15 protein-coding genes, 7 tRNA genes, 2 rRNA genes and 1 riboswitch are annotated in these 14,920 nt (G+C 36.9%); of the genes, 16 read left to right on the forward strand and 8 right to left on the reverse strand.

Translation table 11 applies throughout. From position 1 onward, the window contains the following. From TR08_RS26040 to TR08_RS26090, 11 genes are all read left to right on the forward strand, one after another. Window positions 1-134, forward strand: a 23S ribosomal RNA gene (locus TR08_RS26040); the annotation flags it as partial. Window positions 135-208: 74 nt separating this feature from the next. Then, window positions 209-324 (forward strand): 5S ribosomal RNA (gene rrf / locus TR08_RS26045). 39 nt (window positions 325-363) lie between these two features. After that, window positions 364-438 (forward strand) — tRNA-Glu (locus TR08_RS26050). A gap of 65 nt (window positions 439-503) precedes the next feature. Continuing rightward, window positions 504-579, forward strand: a tRNA-Val gene (locus tag TR08_RS26055). 240 nt (window positions 580-819) lie between these two features. Then, window positions 820-896, forward strand: a tRNA-Met gene (locus tag TR08_RS26060). A gap of 49 nt (window positions 897-945) precedes the next feature. Next, window positions 946-1,021 (forward strand) — tRNA-His (locus TR08_RS26065). 17 nt (window positions 1,022-1,038) lie between these two features. After that, a tRNA-Gln gene (locus tag TR08_RS26070) sits at window positions 1,039-1,113 on the forward strand. A 14-nt stretch (window positions 1,114-1,127) separates the two neighbouring features. Then, window positions 1,128-1,201: transfer RNA gene (locus tag TR08_RS26075), tRNA-Gly, on the forward strand. A 5-nt stretch (window positions 1,202-1,206) separates the two neighbouring features. Then, window positions 1,207-1,280: transfer RNA gene (locus TR08_RS26080), tRNA-Ile, on the forward strand. Window positions 1,281-1,527: 247 nt separating this feature from the next. Next, window positions 1,528-2,391 carry a nitroreductase family protein gene (locus tag TR08_RS26085; RefSeq protein WP_045523246.1) on the forward strand — a complete coding sequence of 288 codons (864 nt, stop codon included), beginning with the start codon at window positions 1,528-1,530 and terminating at the stop codon, window positions 2,389-2,391. A 27-nt stretch (window positions 2,392-2,418) separates the two neighbouring features. Then, entirely contained in the window at window positions 2,419-2,889 is a 471-nt protein-coding gene (locus tag TR08_RS26090) for an SRPBCC family protein (protein WP_045523247.1), read from the forward strand. Between the two features lie 88 nt (window positions 2,890-2,977). Here the strand turns inward: TR08_RS26090 and TR08_RS26095 are convergent, their stop codons facing one another. Further along, entirely contained in the window at window positions 2,978-3,166 is a 189-nt protein-coding gene (locus tag TR08_RS26095; RefSeq protein WP_045523249.1) for a hypothetical protein, read from the reverse strand. A gap of 176 nt (window positions 3,167-3,342) precedes the next feature. Here TR08_RS26095 and TR08_RS26100 point away from each other — a divergent pair, with 176 nt between their 5' ends. Together TR08_RS26100 and TR08_RS26105 are read left to right on the forward strand one after the other, a co-directional pair. Then, window positions 3,343-3,705 (forward strand): glyoxalase superfamily protein, encoded by a 363-nt coding sequence (locus TR08_RS26100; RefSeq protein ID WP_370576411.1) that lies wholly within the window; start codon window positions 3,343-3,345, stop codon window positions 3,703-3,705. A gap of 55 nt (window positions 3,706-3,760) precedes the next feature. Further along, entirely contained in the window at window positions 3,761-4,582 is an 822-nt protein-coding gene (locus tag TR08_RS26105; RefSeq protein ID WP_045523253.1) for a sugar nucleotide-binding protein, read from the forward strand. Between the two features lie 65 nt (window positions 4,583-4,647). Here the strand turns inward: TR08_RS26105 and TR08_RS26110 are convergent, their stop codons facing one another. The 5 genes from TR08_RS26110 to TR08_RS26130 all read right to left on the reverse strand — a co-directional run bounded on the left by TR08_RS26110 (window position 4,648) and on the right by TR08_RS26130 (window position 10,284). Then, the gene (locus TR08_RS26110) at window positions 4,648-5,490 is read right to left on the reverse strand and encodes a hypothetical protein (protein WP_045523254.1); all 843 of its coding nucleotides are present in this window, start codon (window positions 5,488-5,490) and stop codon (window positions 4,648-4,650) included. 187 nt (window positions 5,491-5,677) lie between these two features. Continuing rightward, window positions 5,678-6,556 carry a 4-hydroxy-tetrahydrodipicolinate synthase gene (gene dapA / locus TR08_RS26115; protein ID WP_045523255.1) on the reverse strand — a complete coding sequence of 293 codons (879 nt, stop codon included), beginning with the start codon at window positions 6,554-6,556 and terminating at the stop codon, window positions 5,678-5,680. A gap of 127 nt (window positions 6,557-6,683) precedes the next feature. Continuing rightward, window positions 6,684-6,865: riboswitch (Lysine riboswitch) on the reverse strand. Window positions 6,866-7,006: 141 nt separating this feature from the next. Continuing rightward, window positions 7,007-8,203, reverse strand: a complete 1,197-nt coding sequence (locus tag TR08_RS26120; RefSeq protein ID WP_045523257.1) for a class I SAM-dependent rRNA methyltransferase — start codon at window positions 8,201-8,203, stop codon at window positions 7,007-7,009. A gap of 237 nt (window positions 8,204-8,440) precedes the next feature. Next, complete coding sequence (locus TR08_RS26125) at window positions 8,441-8,956, reverse strand: M15 family metallopeptidase (protein ID WP_081954662.1); 516 nt, start codon at window positions 8,954-8,956, stop codon at window positions 8,441-8,443. A gap of 245 nt (window positions 8,957-9,201) precedes the next feature. Beyond that, window positions 9,202-10,284 carry a branched-chain amino acid aminotransferase gene (locus tag TR08_RS26130; protein WP_045523260.1) on the reverse strand — a complete coding sequence of 361 codons (1,083 nt, stop codon included), beginning with the start codon at window positions 10,282-10,284 and terminating at the stop codon, window positions 9,202-9,204. A gap of 334 nt (window positions 10,285-10,618) precedes the next feature. Between TR08_RS26130 and TR08_RS26135 the strand changes: the two genes are divergently transcribed. Continuing rightward, on the forward strand, window positions 10,619-11,467 hold the full coding sequence (locus TR08_RS26135) for a DegV family protein (protein ID WP_045523351.1): 849 nt from the start codon (window positions 10,619-10,621) through the stop codon (window positions 11,465-11,467). Between the two features lie 40 nt (window positions 11,468-11,507). Here TR08_RS26135 and TR08_RS32860 read toward each other — a convergent pair whose 3' ends face one another. Then, complete coding sequence (locus TR08_RS32860) at window positions 11,508-11,669, reverse strand: hypothetical protein (protein ID WP_193747853.1); 162 nt, start codon at window positions 11,667-11,669, stop codon at window positions 11,508-11,510. Between the two features lie 204 nt (window positions 11,670-11,873). After that, window positions 11,874-12,848, reverse strand: coding sequence for a GMP reductase (gene guaC / locus TR08_RS26140; RefSeq protein ID WP_045523262.1), 975 nt, complete (start codon window positions 12,846-12,848; stop codon window positions 11,874-11,876). Between the two features lie 149 nt (window positions 12,849-12,997). On the opposite strand from guaC, the gene TR08_RS26145 reads away from it, so the two are divergent. Together TR08_RS26145 and TR08_RS26150 are read left to right on the forward strand one after the other, a co-directional pair. Further along, a complete protein-coding gene (locus tag TR08_RS26145; protein WP_045523268.1) occupies window positions 12,998-13,573 on the forward strand; it encodes a YhcN/YlaJ family sporulation lipoprotein in 576 nt (191 codons plus the stop codon). A gap of 228 nt (window positions 13,574-13,801) precedes the next feature. After that, on the forward strand, window positions 13,802-14,662 hold the full coding sequence (locus tag TR08_RS26150) for an EamA family transporter (RefSeq protein ID WP_045523274.1): 861 nt from the start codon (window positions 13,802-13,804) through the stop codon (window positions 14,660-14,662). The last annotated feature ends 258 nt before the right edge of the window (window positions 14,663-14,920 follow it).

The following is a 14,920-nucleotide window of genomic DNA, read 5'->3' on the forward strand; positions in this document are numbered from 1 at the left end:
CCCCCCTCAAGATGAGATTTCCCATAGCGTCAAGCTAGTAAGAACCCTGAAAGATGATCAGGTTGATAGGTCAGAGGTGGAAGCACGGTAACGTGTGGAGCTGACTGATACTAATCGTTCGAGGACTTAACCAATTTTTAAAGCGAACTCGTTTTACAACTTCTTCTGGTTATCTAGTTTTGAGGGAATGAAACCTCAAAATAAATAGTCTGGCAGCAATGGCGAGAAGGTCACACCCGTTCCCATACCGAACACGGAAGTTAAGCTTCTCAGCGCCGATGGTAGTTGGGACTTTGTCCCTGTGAGAGTAGGACGTTGCCAGGCATTGCCCCTTTGGGGCTTTTGTTTTGTGAATTTTTGATTGGCCCCTTGGTCAAGTGGTTAAGACACCTCCCTTTCACGGAGGTAACACGGGTTCGAATCCCGTAGGGGTCACCATAGTTTTTTCGCGTTAGCGAAAATAACTTTCCTTTCATGCCAGCGTTAAGAACTTTCATTAATGTGGAGGATTAGCTCAGCTGGGAGAGCATCTGCCTTACAAGCAGAGGGTCGGCGGTTCGATCCCGTCATCCTCCACCATGATTTTTTCACGAAGTGAAAATAATCTTCAAATGCTTACTGAGATTGATACAGTCCATTCAAACTATGGGCATGAGTAGAATATTATTATTTTTATTGTCGCGGGGTGGAGCAACGAGCGTTACTTCACTGAAATAGCTGCGAGTTGTATCAATTGAGCTGCTGCTTGCATAGGCTTACTGAGATTGATACAGTCCATTCAAACTATGGGCATGAGTAGAATATTATTATTTTTATTGTCGCGGGGTGGAGCAGTCTGGTAGCTCGTCGGGCTCATAACCCGAAGGTCGCAGGTTCAAATCCTGTCCCCGCAACCAATTAAACTAACTAGGTTTACACGATTTAAACCTCAACATTATTATTTTGGCGGTTGTGGCGAAGTGGTTAACGCACCTGATTGTGGTTCAGGCATTCGTGGGTTCGATTCCCATCAGCCGCCCCATTTAATTTATCTAATATTGGGCTATAGCCAAGCGGTAAGGCATCGCACTTTGACTGCGACATGCGTTGGTTCAAATCCAGCTAGCCCAGCCATTTTTTCTTTAACTGCGGGTGTAGTTTAGTGGTAAAACCTCAGCCTTCCAAGCTGATGTTGTGAGTTCGATTCTCATCACCCGCTCCAATTAAGGGCCTATAGCTCAGCTGGTTAGAGCGCACGCCTGATAAGCGTGAGGTCGATGGTTCGAGTCCATTTAGGCCCATAAATACTTCTAAAAGAGTGATTGCTATTAATAGTAATCACTCTTTTTATTTGGATTTTTTTAGGAAGACTGTGTTTAATCTAAATGTTGATTTTGCCACTCTGTTGATTGGAGGGAAATCAACAGAGAAGTTTAACACAGCGTTAGGAAAAGGGAACGAACGATTACCTTTTTCTAGGATTCTTATGAGTGTGTGGTTACAATAGGAGTGGATACTAAGTAGTTTGTATTGAAAGGAGGAATAAGGATGAGTAATGAAAAAATTACCATTGAAACCATGAAAAAACGCCAGTCAATTAGGACATTTGATATTCAAAACTTAAAAGATTCCCATGTGAAAAAAATAAAGGAATACATAAACAATGAAGAGAACTTAATTGGACCATTTGGAAGTAAAGGTAGAATCGAGTTCATTCAAGTAACCAACAATATAAGTGATAAAGGAATAAAGTTAGGTACATATGGATTTATTAAAAATCCACAGGCTTATTTGGTCGGGGTCGTACAAAATAGTAAATACTCCTTAATTGAGTTTGCATACACCTTTCAAAAATTAGTTTTATGGTTAACAGAGTTAGAGATGGGTACATGTTGGATGGGAGGGACGTTCAATCGAAATTCGTTTGAACAGGAAATCCAGCTAGAAGAAGGAGATTTTATACCCTGCATAACACCAATCGGCTATCCGAACCAAAAACAGCGGGTCTTTGATAAGGCACTCCGATACGTAGTAAAAGCAGACAATAAAAAGCCATGGGATAAGCTATTTTATGATTCAACATTCGATTTGCCCTTGAAAAAAGAAAATGCTGATTTACTTGAATCACCTATTGAAATGGTTAGGCTTGGACCATCTGCTTCTAATAAACAGCCATGGAGACTCGTATTGTCTACTAATCGAAAGGTCTGTCATTTTTACATTGAGCATACACCGAATTATAGCTCAAAATTAGGATACGATATGCAGCTATTGGATATGGGAATTGCCATGTGTCAGTTTGAATTAGCCTGTAAGGAATTAGATATTAAAGGTCGTTGGACTATGGAAAATCCAGCTTTACCACTACCAACGGTGCACACTGAGTATATTGTAAGCTGGAATACCCTGTAATGAAGGGTAGAAATGGAGTAATTAGAAATGCCTGTGATAGAGCACAAACAATTAATTAATGCGCCAATTGAGGTTTGTTTTGACTTAGCCAGAGACGTCGGAATTCATGCGCAAACTACCTTGAAAACAAAGGAAAAGGCAGTTGGGGGTGTGACAAAGGGACTGCTGGAGGAAGGGGACAGTGTAACTTGGGAGGCTGTACACTTTGGGATTAAACTACGGTTAACATCTAGAGTAATATTTATGGAAGAGCCCCATAGTTTTGTAGATAAAATGGTAAAGGGAGCATTTAAGTCTTTCATACATATTCACCAGTTTTATGCAGAAGAAGAGGGGACTTCGATGGTTGATCATTTTCAATATAAGTCACGGTTCGGTCCCATTGGAGTCTTAATCGATAAATTGTTTTTAGAGAAATACTTGAAAAGATATATTGTTATGCGTGCAATAGAATTAAAGAAAATTGCTGAAATAAAAACTAATCAAACGTTTGATTAAATAGTATGACCACTTGGTATAAAGGGGTTTTCAAAGGATGTAAAAGAACTAATCAAACGTTTAATTACTTTAAGAAATTCAGAATATACTATGACTTCGACAGCTCCACTTTTCTTTTTTCAATGTCCATTGCCGATACAATATATGCAAACCCATTCATTAAAAAGTAAATAACATTGGATTGTACCCGTTCAGTTTCTCCTAAATAAGTATTTAAGATAATGATGACAGAGTATAAAACCACAAAAAATAGAGCGATTTTATTAAAGATTACCATTTAAACAACTCCTTTTTTAGGATACTTATTTTAATCATATTTACTTGGAGTCAAACTTATGCAGGGCATGAGGCAATTGATGAATTAAACAAACTCAATCACTTTTTATAATGATAGACAAAATGAGGAGAAATTAAGCAAAGGAGATGAATATTTTGAATAAATCTGATAGTACAATGAAAAGTTCCACACCAATCCTCCGTATATTTAATGAGGAAAAAGCAAAAGAATTTTACTTAACCTATTTGGGATTCAAGTTGGATTGGGAACATCGATTTGAGATGGAAATGCCTCTCTATATGCAAATATCAAATGGCAGTTGTATCATTCATCTTTCAGAGCATCATGGAGATTGCTGTCCTGGGGCTGCGATTAGGATAGAAGTAGAAAACATTGGGCTATTCCATTCAAATCTGCTTTCTAAGAAATACAAATATTCTCGTCCTGGTATCGAAAAAACCCCCTGGAATACTCAAGAGGTCAGTGTTTTAGATCCATTTGGAAATAGAATTGTTTTTTTTGAGAGCATACAAAATTAAATTTTTTTCAAAAGATGTTCATTAACAAAAAAGTAAAGTGAATGGAGGTATAGCAATGGAAAAGGTACTTATTCTTGGTGGAAGCGGTCTTGTTGGAAGAGCCTTAATCAATGAATTTAAAGGCGGATATGAAGTATACGGAACCTATTCTACTACGTCAATGACCAGTCTCCCCGATGATAAGCAGTTCCAATTGGATGTTCAGGAAATTAATAAGCTGAAGGAAATAATATCTTCTATTCAACCTAATATTGTGATTTCTTGCCTTAGAGGAGAGTTTGATCAACAGCTTAAGTTTCATAAAGAAATGGCTGAGGAATTACGAAACACTAATAGTCGTCTTTATTATTTTTCAACAACAAATGTATTTGATGGAGATTTTTCAAAACCTCACATAGAAATAGATGTACCAATTGCAGAATCAGATTATGGGAATTTTAAAATTGATTGTGAAAATATGCTAAAGGACATTTTAGCTGACACAGTTATTATTCTCCGAATTCCGGCAATATGGGGGAAGGATTCTCCAAGATGGAACATGATCAAAGAAAACATTAAAAATGCTAAAGGGGTAGATGTCTACAGCAATCTGGTATGTAATAATCTTTTAGATGTACAGTTAGCAAGACAGCTGCGGTTCATTATTGAAAATAAGCTCAAAGGAATATTTCACTTAGGATCAGTGGATACGATGACTCAAAGTCAATTTTTTGAACAGGTAATAACAAAGTTGGGAAGTGGAAGGGATATGCTGAAATATAACTATTATCAAGATGGCAGCAATACATATTATTTTGTATTGAAGTCAACGCGTGACGATATACCAGAATCCCTTAAATCTACAAATAAAGATATTATCTCGTACCTGTTGGGATAACAAGAAACCAGTATTGATGATAACATTGTATCATCAATACTGTTTTTTTGAGTATACCATTTTGTTTAACAGGTAAGGAATAAGGGAGTAAAAGGTTTTGCTTGCTGAGGATTAACGGCCACAGTAATATACCAATTCCAATGTTTTTCTTGTTTTCTTTTGCCAATCACACCACTCAAAATCATCCCTAAATTTACAAAATCAGAAGGAAGACCTTTTACATAATAGGTATGATTAGAACTTAGATCAGTCAATATAACTGTATCTTCAATTTTGTTTGTTACCTCGAACACACCTTCCTGACTATCTGTAAATTGGGTACCATACTGAGTTAGTCTCTCTAATTCTTGTTCAGGATCCCAGCCATCACTATTAGCTTGGGGAAAATGAATCATAAAAAGGCTATTTAATAGGTGTTCACAGGATTTTAAATCAAAAGCAGCTTCAGTGGAGTATTTTTCGATTTCAGGATAGTAATGGGTGCCAACTCGTTTATCGAGCCAATGAACAAACTTCTTCAATTGGAACAGGAAGCTTTCTACTTCTTTTTTAGCTGGTGAGATTTTAATGTTTTGGGGATAAAAGTAATAGATGAATTTTTCCCAAAAGGAAGATCCACATAGGTCCCAGGAGGAAGGGCAATTATCTTCTAAACAATCAGTCATGAATTTTGAAAGAACTCGGAGAAATTCATTGCGGTAAAGATCAGTGCGCTTTTCACGTTTGTAGTCGATCAAATCTTTTCCATAATAAAAGACGAGACCTCGATTACTCATTTGAAACTCAGAACTAATTGCTAAGTCCATGAATACTTTCTGTCTTTCTTGTGGAGTTCCAATGGGGATGGCCCATGCTTTTATTTCCGGCATATTATTACCACTAGAATTCTTCTTTTTTCTGTTTTTCATAAATTAACCTGCTTTCAAATTTTTTTGGAAAACAAATAGAGAGGTAAAGAGGAGGGGATTAAGGATGTAACAACTCGTATTATACAGTCTAATGGGGAAAAAGATTATATAGATAATTGTAATATTTGTGAATATTAGAGAAAAAAAGAACCTGCCCCAAAGGGGGGCAGGAAAATTGCAATCGAACTTATACTAATGCCTTAGCTGGCAGGGAGTTTTTGAGTGCACTTTTTTCTTCCTCATTTAAAGGAACCATTGGCAGGCGGACATCTCCAACCTGGACACCTTGCATATTTAATGCCTGTTTTACAGGTGTAGGATTTGGTGCTGCAAATAATGCTTTCATGATTGGAACAAGACTTCGATGTGAAGCTGCTGCTTCTTGAACACGACCATTTTTAAACTGTGTAATCATTTCCTGCATTTCATTGCCGATGATATGGGAAGCAACGGAAACGACTCCAGCGCCACCAATCGCTAAAACTGGTAATGTTAATCCATCATCTCCACTGTATAGAGTAAAATCATTTGGAGTACGGCTAATGATTTCTGCCATCGCATCTAAGTTACCGCTTGCTTCTTTGACTGTCACAATATTGCTAATTTCAGAAAGTCGGACAATGGTCTCTACGGACATGTTTACGGCACTGCGTCCAGGAATATTATAAAGCATTACTGGTAAGGAAGTGGCTTCGGCAATTGCTTTAAAGTGTTGGAACAGTCCTTCTTGAGAGGGCTTATTATAGTATGGAGTTACGAGCATAATTCCATCAACGCCTGCTTCTTCTGCTTGTTTCGTTAAGCTGATCGAAGCTCTTGTGTTATTTGATCCTGTCCCAGCAATGACAGGCACCCTGCCGGCTGAAACCTCGACAACGAATTTGAATAACGCTATTTTTTCCTCTGTTGTTAATGTTGGAGATTCTCCAGTAGTTCCTGCAACTACTAATCCATCAGTTCCATTAGTAATTAAGTAATTTACTAGTGTTCTGGTTGCGTTATAATCAATCTCTCCATGCTGATCAAATGGCGTTACCATAGCTGTTAAAACTTGGCCAAAATTCATCATGCTCACCCTTTACATAATTTTTTAGAAAAATTAGAGGTAGTTCAGGTCAATCAAAAGTAAACGCAAAAAAGCAGCAACGAAGGCTCGCTGCTGCAGTAGAAACATAATAAAAAAACGTTCCTTTGCGTAAGATAGCCCTCCATATAGTTTCCCTATATGACAGTTCTGTATTTCTTCAATAGCAGAACCAGCGGTCTAGAAAAATGAGATTCTATCCGCTTCGGCAAATTCCCCTTTCCACAATCATCATAGGACCTCACTATCCTCAAATTGCGTACTAATGGTCTTTGCGCCTCTATCCTCACTTCAAAAGGTAATGAAGTAAGAAAATATTTAATTAATTTTAAATATAACAGAAAATACAAAATTGTTCAAGTGATGGTGCCTGTCACCGTCCGTGGACACTGTCCGTGTGGAGTGGACAGTAAATTCCTATGGACTGGAACTTTATCTTATCTTTTTAATGAAGACTACTTTTAGGTAGTCAGATTCTGGGTAATGTTTATTGGTTCTGAAGTCTTCAGGGAGTGAAAATTCTTCCATTATTTTATAGCGTTTTTTTGATTCCTTAAAGGCTGTATCAATGAATCCTTTAAATTTATCCATACCAAAAGAACTAGAATTGGTGGATGCGAGGATCGTTCCGTTATCCTCAGTTATTGAGATGGCTTCCTTTAACAGGTTTTTATAATCTTTTTCGGCACTAAAGACAAACTTTTTTGATTTTGCGAAACTTGGAGGATCAAGAATAACGACATCAAACAGTAGACCTTTTCTTACAGCATATTTGAAGTAGTTGAATACATCCTCAACAATGATATCTTGATCCTCATATGCAATTCCATTCACATGGAATTGCTCTATTGTTTTACGTTTGCTTCGATTAGCGAGGTCGACACTTGTCGTTTTCTTTGCGCCTCCTAAAGCGGCAAACACTGAAAACACTCCAGTATAGGAGAATGTATTTAATACCCGTTTCCCTTGTGTATATTCATCTCGTAATGCTTTTCTTACATCCTTTTGATCTAAGAATACACCGACCATAGCACTTTCATTTAAATACACGGCAATATTGACGCCGTTTTCCTTCACGATAACTGGGAACTCTCCTCGTTCACCTGTGACGAAGTCATCCTCTTCAATGTATTTACCACTTTCATCAAAACGCTTTTTCTGATAGATGGCCTTATATTTCACAAGTTCCTTCAATGAATCTATAATAAATTCTCGGAAATGATAAATGCCTTTGCTGTACCAGGTAATCAAGTAATAACCATCAAAGTAATCAATCGTTAAACCACCGATTCCATCGCCTTCACCATTAAATACTCGAAATGCTGTTGTTTCAGAACTGTTATAAAAAAATTCTCTCTGATCGAAGGCAGCCTTCAATGTCTTTTCAAAAAAACTATGATCAAACTGCTCCTTTTCTTTGCTGCTAAGCACCCAACCGAGCCCTTTATTTTGCTTACCATAATAGCCTTTGGAAATAAAGTTGTCCTGTTCATCAACAAGGTTTATGGTTCTACCTTCTTCATCTAGAACATTAGGATTCATTATGGTGTCTTTTGTAATAAGGGGGTAGCCGTTTTTATATTTATTAACGAACTTTGATTTCACTTTTAACCAGACTTCTGTTTTCATCTCTTCATCCTATCAGTTGTATTTATCATTATTAGCATTGTAAACAATCTTTGTAAAATCTATAACTGTCAATCAATCATAACATTCTTTACTAGTGATGCGTATTTCGTCATCAAAATAAAGATAGAAGAACTTATTAAAATAGATCCAGGTTATCTGGATCTTGATTTTCTTATCAGGCTTATCTTTTTGTGAAAAACGATGTTTAGGCGAGATAGGGCTGCTTCACTGCTCCCCTTAATTGGTATCCGCTGTTAAGGATGATTTAGCTGGTCTCTTTCCATTTTGTAAGTCAGCAAGTGTTAACCCAAAGCTCATTTGTAAGTGGGGATAATCTTTGAATTGAGTCCAATCACCGCCCCATTCAAATCCTAAAGCTTTGGCTAATTCAACTACCTCGTTCCAATCTGCTTTTCCATTCAGATTCCCATCATATTGCATATCCCAAATCACATTTTCTGAAGGGGTTTTTATGGCAAAATCAATGGCCAGCCCAAAGTTATGATATGATTCTCCTCCTTTTGCATTGGTTACGATATTTCCAGCCACAGTCCGGCCTTTTTCAAAAAGTCGATCCTGATCTTCCACACTGCGGAAGTCATCCGTAATTACTATTACAATACCTTTAGCAGCAGATTGTTGGATTAATTGAGTGCTTCGTTCTTTCACAATCGGATGAAGTTCGGTTGGTAAAGGGGTGGAATTACTTATATTTAAATCCCTAAGAAAGCTTGATCCCATAGGGTTTTGCATAAAGAATAAAATGATAAGACCAATAAATAATGTGAGTAATAGTCTTCCTCTCCAGTTAAGTTTCAAAATCGTAATTCCTTTCCTATCTAAAATCTATTCATTATCTAAGACGAGAAATATAGACTCATTGTTTCAATTATTTCCCTTCCTTAATTTGTCCATTTAATAAAGTAAGTGTGTAGTTCCTCAACCCATAAAAAAAGATCCAGGACATCTGGATCTTTACTCATTTAATCGATATGATATTAAACTTCTACTTGTCCAACTTTCACTGTCCAGTTAAAAGGATCTTCTTTTTTCCCAAGTTGTATTCCAGTCATTTCATCATAAATGTCTTGGGATAGCTGACCGATATGATTGTTATTGATTATAATGGATTGATCTTTCCAAGTCAGTTCACCAACCGGTGAAATAACAGCAGCGGTTCCCGCTCCGAATACTTCCTCAAGTTCACCGCGCTTGTGAGCAGCAAATACCTCATCAATGGATATTTTCTCTTCACGTACAGGAATATTCCAATATTTTAACAATTGAATCACTGAATCACGCGTGACCCCTGGTAAAATGCTGCCATTTAATTTTGGCGTTACTACTTCACCATTTATTTTAAAGAAGATATTCATACTGCCGACTTCTTCAACATATTTATTCTCTTTCGCATCGAGCCAAAGAATTTGGGCATAGCCATTTGCGTCTGCCTTTTCTTGTGCCTTTAGGCTGGCTGCATAGTTACCTGCGGTCTTTACATGGCCAACTCCGCCGATTACCGCACGGACGTATTGCTCTTCCACGTAAATTTTAACGGGACTTAATTGGCTGCCATAATAAGCTCCAGATGGGGAGAGGATAACCAACAATTTATATTGCATTGCAGGGCGTACACCAAGATAGGCCTCAGTTGAGAAAATAAACGGACGAATGTAAAGTGAAGTCCCGTTACCATTTGGAATCCAATCTTTTTCCGTAATAATTAATTGCTTGATCGCTTCTAATAAAAATTCCTCATCTATTTGGGGAATACAAAGCCGATCACATGATTCATTGAATCGCTTCATATTTTTCTCCGGACGGAATAGCTGGATGGACCCATCCTCAGTCTTATATGCTTTCATTCCTTCGAAGATCGCTTGTCCATAGTGAAAAACCATTGCTGAAGGCTCGAGTGTTAACGGCTCATAAGGAGCAATTCTCGGATCAAACCAGCCCAAGTCACTATGATAATCCATCACAAACATGTAATCACTGAAATACTTCCCGAAACCAAGTGAAGCGGTGTCAGGCTTTGCCTTTAATTGTTCTCTTGGAATAAATGAAATCTCCTGTTTCATGCTCACACCTCATTCTTATTATTAGGTTCAGTTTTAAACAGAATTGAATCATTCTAAACTGACAAATGTCGAAACCTCTGATAATTATATTTTTGAAATAGTAAAAATACTTTCCTTTACTATACCACTATTTAAATTCAAACAGGTTAATTTTGATTTAATTTTGTCAAAGCGGTGACAAAAGTGCTTTTTAGACCGTAATAACTTTGTCATATATGACAAATATAACTTGTGAGAAAGTATTCATTTTTGTAATGTTAACCTCGTTACAATACTACTATTTTAAGATATTCCTATATAGATTAAGAGAATTTCATTGAAGGAAGAGGATAAAATGAACAAGCCTAAAATAGCCTGGATTACGGACACGACTGCTTCTCTTAGCAAAGAGTTTATTGAACAGAATCATATACATATAATACCTTTGCACGTTGTTATTAATGATAAATTTTATAAAGAAACAATTGATATTACCGCAGAAGATTTCTATGAACGAATGAAAAATGAGGAAGGGAAATTTCAATCATCTCAACCGAATATCGGAGACGTTGTAGATCTTTATGAGAGGTTAAAAGAAGAATATGACTTTGGCGTAGCTATTCATGCTTCTAGTACCTTAACCGGCACCTATCAAACCTCTGTATTGGCAGCGGAAATGGCTGGATTTAAATTGTTTGCGATTGATTCCCGTACGGGTTCGTATCCTTTATCCTATTTAGTGAAAAGAGGGATAGAACTAGTGGAACAGGGACACGAAATTGGAGAGGTTGTTTCCCAATTGAATAACCTACGGGAACATACTCGTTTAATTTTGGTACCATCAAACCTAGACCAGCTTCACAAAAGCGGAAGAGTGTCTGGAAGTCAAAAAATACTTGCCTCGCTATTCAATATTAAACCGATCTTATCCATTGAGGATGGGGCAGCAAAGATTAAAGATAAAGTCCGAACTGAAAAGAAGGCACTTGCTTGGCTGGTAAATAATTTAAAGGATGACCTTGATACAAAAACAGTTCAGAAAGTTGCCATTGTCCATGCGAACGATCGAGAAAAGGCAGCCGGGCTTGAACAATTAATAAATGAAACATTTCCAAATATAAAAACTGAAAAATTAATGCTCATTACGGTTGCAGGTGTGCATACGGGTGTTGGAACAATTGGGCTTTCATGGGTTAATGAATGATAAAAAGAAGAGACACCATATCGAAGTGATAGGGTGTCTCTTAAATAATTTCACTATAAATTTCCATAAATGGACTAAAATCAGTACCTGCCACATTATTCATCTTCTGTATATGCCTCCGTTGTCGTATCCCTGCAATCCCAGCATTCACATCTATTCCTCTCCGGGAGAGATAACTCCGTTCCACAAGAAATGCAGACATCCATAAGAGAAGATTCCCCTTTCCAGTGAAAATTTGGTTTAAACTATATATATTCAATAATGTTAAAAATATATCAATTTTAACTCGACAAAAAAATAAAAAGAGACCTAATTAATATTTCTAATTGGTCTCAGATTAGATAACAAGCTTTCGTTATTATTATTTCTATTGTTCTCACTTGTTGAACTACAAGCTTTAATACACTTAATCCCCGTTAAAAATAGAATTCTTCACGATGACGTAATCGACAAAACGGATTGCTTCCAATTTGTTTCCGCCAGCATACGAAATAGAGGATTGAAGATCTTGCTCCATTTCAACTAGAGTATTGATTAATGAACCTTTGTGCTCCACTAACATTTTCTTGCCTTCTACATTTTTTCGTTCACCTTTTTGATATTCCGAGGCAGAGCCAAAGTATTCTTTATAGAGCTTTCCATCTTTTTCAATGGTTTCACCTGGAGATTCTTCATGGCCAGCAAATAAAGAACCGATCATTACCATACATGCACCAAATCTTATTGATTTCGCAATATCACCATGTGTACGAATACCACCATCAGCGATAATCGGCTTACTTGCTGCCTTTGAACACCAACGAAGAGCCGCCAATTGCCAGCCGCCCGTTCCAAATCCAGTTTTTAACTTAGTGATACATACTTTTCCTGGTCCAATCCCAACCTTTGTAGCGTCCGCACCCGCACGCTCCAATTCTCGAACAGCCTCAGGAGTACCCACATTTCCAGCAATCACAAAACTTTGCGGCAAGTATTTCTTAATATGTTGAATCATTTTAATCACGGCATTGGAATGACCGTGCGCGATATCAATCGTAATATATTCCGGAGAAAGCTGTTCGTCAGCTATTTGCTCAATGAACCGATACTCTTCTTCTTTGACTCCAACACTAATAGAGGCGAACAACCCACTTGATTTCATATCTTTAATAAAATTCAACCGCTTCTCAGGTTCAAATCGATGCATGATATAAAAATAACCATTTTCCGCTAAGTAGATTGCAACCTTTTCATCTATTATGGTCTGCATATTAGCAGGCACTATAGGCAACTTAAAGGTTCTGCCTCCAAAAGACACAGTAGTATCACACTCAGAACGGCTATTCACCACGCTTTTTGCCGGAATCAATTGAATATCTTCGTAATCAAATACACTATCCATATTGCTCCTCCTCAAACAAGTTCATCAATGTTTTAGTGTGTTTTGAATGGTTTCTTTTTATTCTTTTTTAAAAAAATTCCTCCGAATCTCTACATAAAAAATGGGGATAAAGGTAATTGTAAGCTTGAACTCATTTTAGGAGGAATAATATGAAGAAATTTAAAATCCTGTTCACCTGCTTATGCATTTCTGCATTGGTCACTGGGTGTAATATGAAGGAAGAAGGAAGAGAAACAGATCAGCACGGCGAGACGAATAACCGAAATACTGGTGCTTTAAATATAGGAAATAGTTTAGGGAATCCCAAATTAAACTTTACAAACACTAACACAACTACTAATACTACTAATAAAACAGGCTTACGGATAGTGGATGAAGCAGAAGATAATGTTCAGAACTTAGATGAAGTAAAACGTGCCAATATTATTGTTGCAAATCGTAATGCGTATGTTGCGGTTGTTATGGATGATGACTTTCATGGCGAACTTAGCCCATACATTGAAGATCAAATTGCACAACAGGTAAGGGCTACTGACGCAGCCATTCAAAATGTATATATTTCAAGCAATCGTGACTTTGTCAGACAGATGAGCCAATATAGAGACCAAATACAAAATGGAAGGCCAGCAGATGGAATAAATCGCGGATTTAATAAAATGGTGCGTAGAGTATTTAATAATCATGAGAGGTTTAAGCCAGGACTAATCTGGACCTTTGTATCATAAAGTACCTAGAATAATCAAAAAGGCTTACTAACTTTATTTGTAGTAAGCCTTTTTCGATTTCAATTAATTATTGGTTGAATCGTTCGTCAATTGTATTCGAAGTGAAGTTTAAATAAAACATAAAAAATGAGAAGGAGATTTGAGAACAATAGTCGTACATAATGGTAGTAGTGATAAAGTGGGACAAGACCCTTAAAAAAAATAAACATAGAAAAAAGCAGGTGAATAATGAGTATTGTTTTAGCATTATTGGCAGCTTTATTTGCTTCATTTACAGCGATTTTAGCAAAAGTCGGTATTGAAAATGTAAATTCCAACTTAGCGACAGCCATTCGGACGATTGTGGTATTAATCATGGCATTTATCATTGTAATCATAACAGGCCAGCTTGACACGATTCCTCAGATTTCTACTAGCGCTTTATGGTTTATTCTATTATCTGGTATTTCTACGGGTTTTTCATGGTTATTTTTCTTTAAAGCACTTGCCATTGGTGATGTTTCCAAAGTTGTACCTATTGATAAATCAAGTGTAGTGCTTACCATTATTTTCTCTATCCTTCTCTTAGGGGAGCCAGCAGAACCTCTGGTTATGGCTGGGGGAGCAATTATAGCAATTGGAACGTTTATATTGATCGGAAAAAATGAAGAAAAGAAACGATTTTCTGGATCCCAGCGATATATTGTGTATGCCATTTTAGCGGCAATATTTGCCGCCTTAACATCGATATTAGCAAAAATCGGAATGGAAGACGTCGATTCCAATCTGGCTACTTTTCTACGGACCATTGTGATCCTGTTATTTGCTTGGGTCATTGTATTTTTCCAAGGAACCCATAAGCAATTGAAAAGCATTTCGAAAAAAGGGTACATCTTTTTAGTACTATCTGGAGTGGCTACTGGTTTATCATGGTTATGCTATTTTGCAGCACTAGCGATTGGGAAAGTTTCCGTTGTGGCTCCGATTGACAAATTTAGCGTTGTTATCACGATGGTATTGGGTTTTACTATTTTAAAAGAAAAAGCGGCCAAACACACGATAATAGGTGGTATCGTCATAACGGTCGGAACAATATTACTTATATTATGATTACTTATGATATGGTGAACCGTATCATAAGTAAATGAGGTTTATTTTCCAAAAAGTAAAAAAGCCTATTCAAGACCAATATATCTTGAATAGGCTTTTCTTTAGAGCTACAAGTAATTAAAATACATATGTGATGCTTATCGAAGCATAATAGAACCGCCATCAACCATATTTATGCAACTCTTGATGTTGCATTTAATCAAAGTTTAAATAAAATGATTCAGGTGAATATTTTTTTATTTCAGTTTTCAGTTTGAT

Source organism: Neobacillus niacini, from assembly GCF_000759675.1.
GTDB classification, from domain to species: Bacteria; Bacillota; Bacilli; order Bacillales; family Cytobacillaceae; genus Neobacillus; species Neobacillus niacini_A.

Bases quoted from the DNA above. Each gene is read 5' to 3' on its own strand.
- TR08_RS26100 (WP_370576411.1), top strand. From the start codon at position 3,343: ATGAAAAGTTCCACACCAATCCTCCGTATATTTAATGAGGAAAAAGCA.
- TR08_RS26090 (WP_045523247.1), top strand. From the start codon at position 2,419: ATGCCTGTGATAGAGCACAAACAATTAATTAATGCGCCAATTGAGGTT.
- TR08_RS26135 (WP_045523351.1), top strand. From the start codon at position 10,619: ATGAACAAGCCTAAAATAGCCTGGATTACGGACACGACTGCTTCTCTT.
- TR08_RS26110 (WP_045523254.1), bottom strand. From the start codon at position 5,490: ATGAAAAACAGAAAAAAGAAGAATTCTAGTGGTAATAATATGCCGGAA.
- dapA (WP_045523255.1), bottom strand. From the start codon at position 6,556: ATGAATTTTGGCCAAGTTTTAACAGCTATGGTAACGCCATTTGATCAG.
- TR08_RS26150 (WP_045523274.1), top strand. From the start codon at position 13,802: ATGAGTATTGTTTTAGCATTATTGGCAGCTTTATTTGCTTCATTTACA.
- TR08_RS26095 (WP_045523249.1), bottom strand. From the start codon at position 3,166: ATGGTAATCTTTAATAAAATCGCTCTATTTTTTGTGGTTTTATACTCT.
- guaC (WP_045523262.1), bottom strand. From the start codon at position 12,848: ATGGATAGTGTATTTGATTACGAAGATATTCAATTGATTCCGGCAAAA.
- TR08_RS26125 (WP_081954662.1), bottom strand. From the start codon at position 8,956: ATGCAAAACCCTATGGGATCAAGCTTTCTTAGGGATTTAAATATAAGT.
- TR08_RS26120 (WP_045523257.1), bottom strand. From the start codon at position 8,203: ATGAAAACAGAAGTCTGGTTAAAAGTGAAATCAAAGTTCGTTAATAAA.
- TR08_RS26085 (WP_045523246.1), top strand. From the start codon at position 1,528: ATGAGTAATGAAAAAATTACCATTGAAACCATGAAAAAACGCCAGTCA.
- TR08_RS26145 (WP_045523268.1), top strand. From the start codon at position 12,998: ATGAAGAAATTTAAAATCCTGTTCACCTGCTTATGCATTTCTGCATTG.
- TR08_RS26105 (WP_045523253.1), top strand. From the start codon at position 3,761: ATGGAAAAGGTACTTATTCTTGGTGGAAGCGGTCTTGTTGGAAGAGCC.
- TR08_RS26130 (WP_045523260.1), bottom strand. From the start codon at position 10,284: ATGAAACAGGAGATTTCATTTATTCCAAGAGAACAATTAAAGGCAAAG.
- TR08_RS32860 (WP_193747853.1), bottom strand. From the start codon at position 11,669: ATGTCTGCATTTCTTGTGGAACGGAGTTATCTCTCCCGGAGAGGAATA.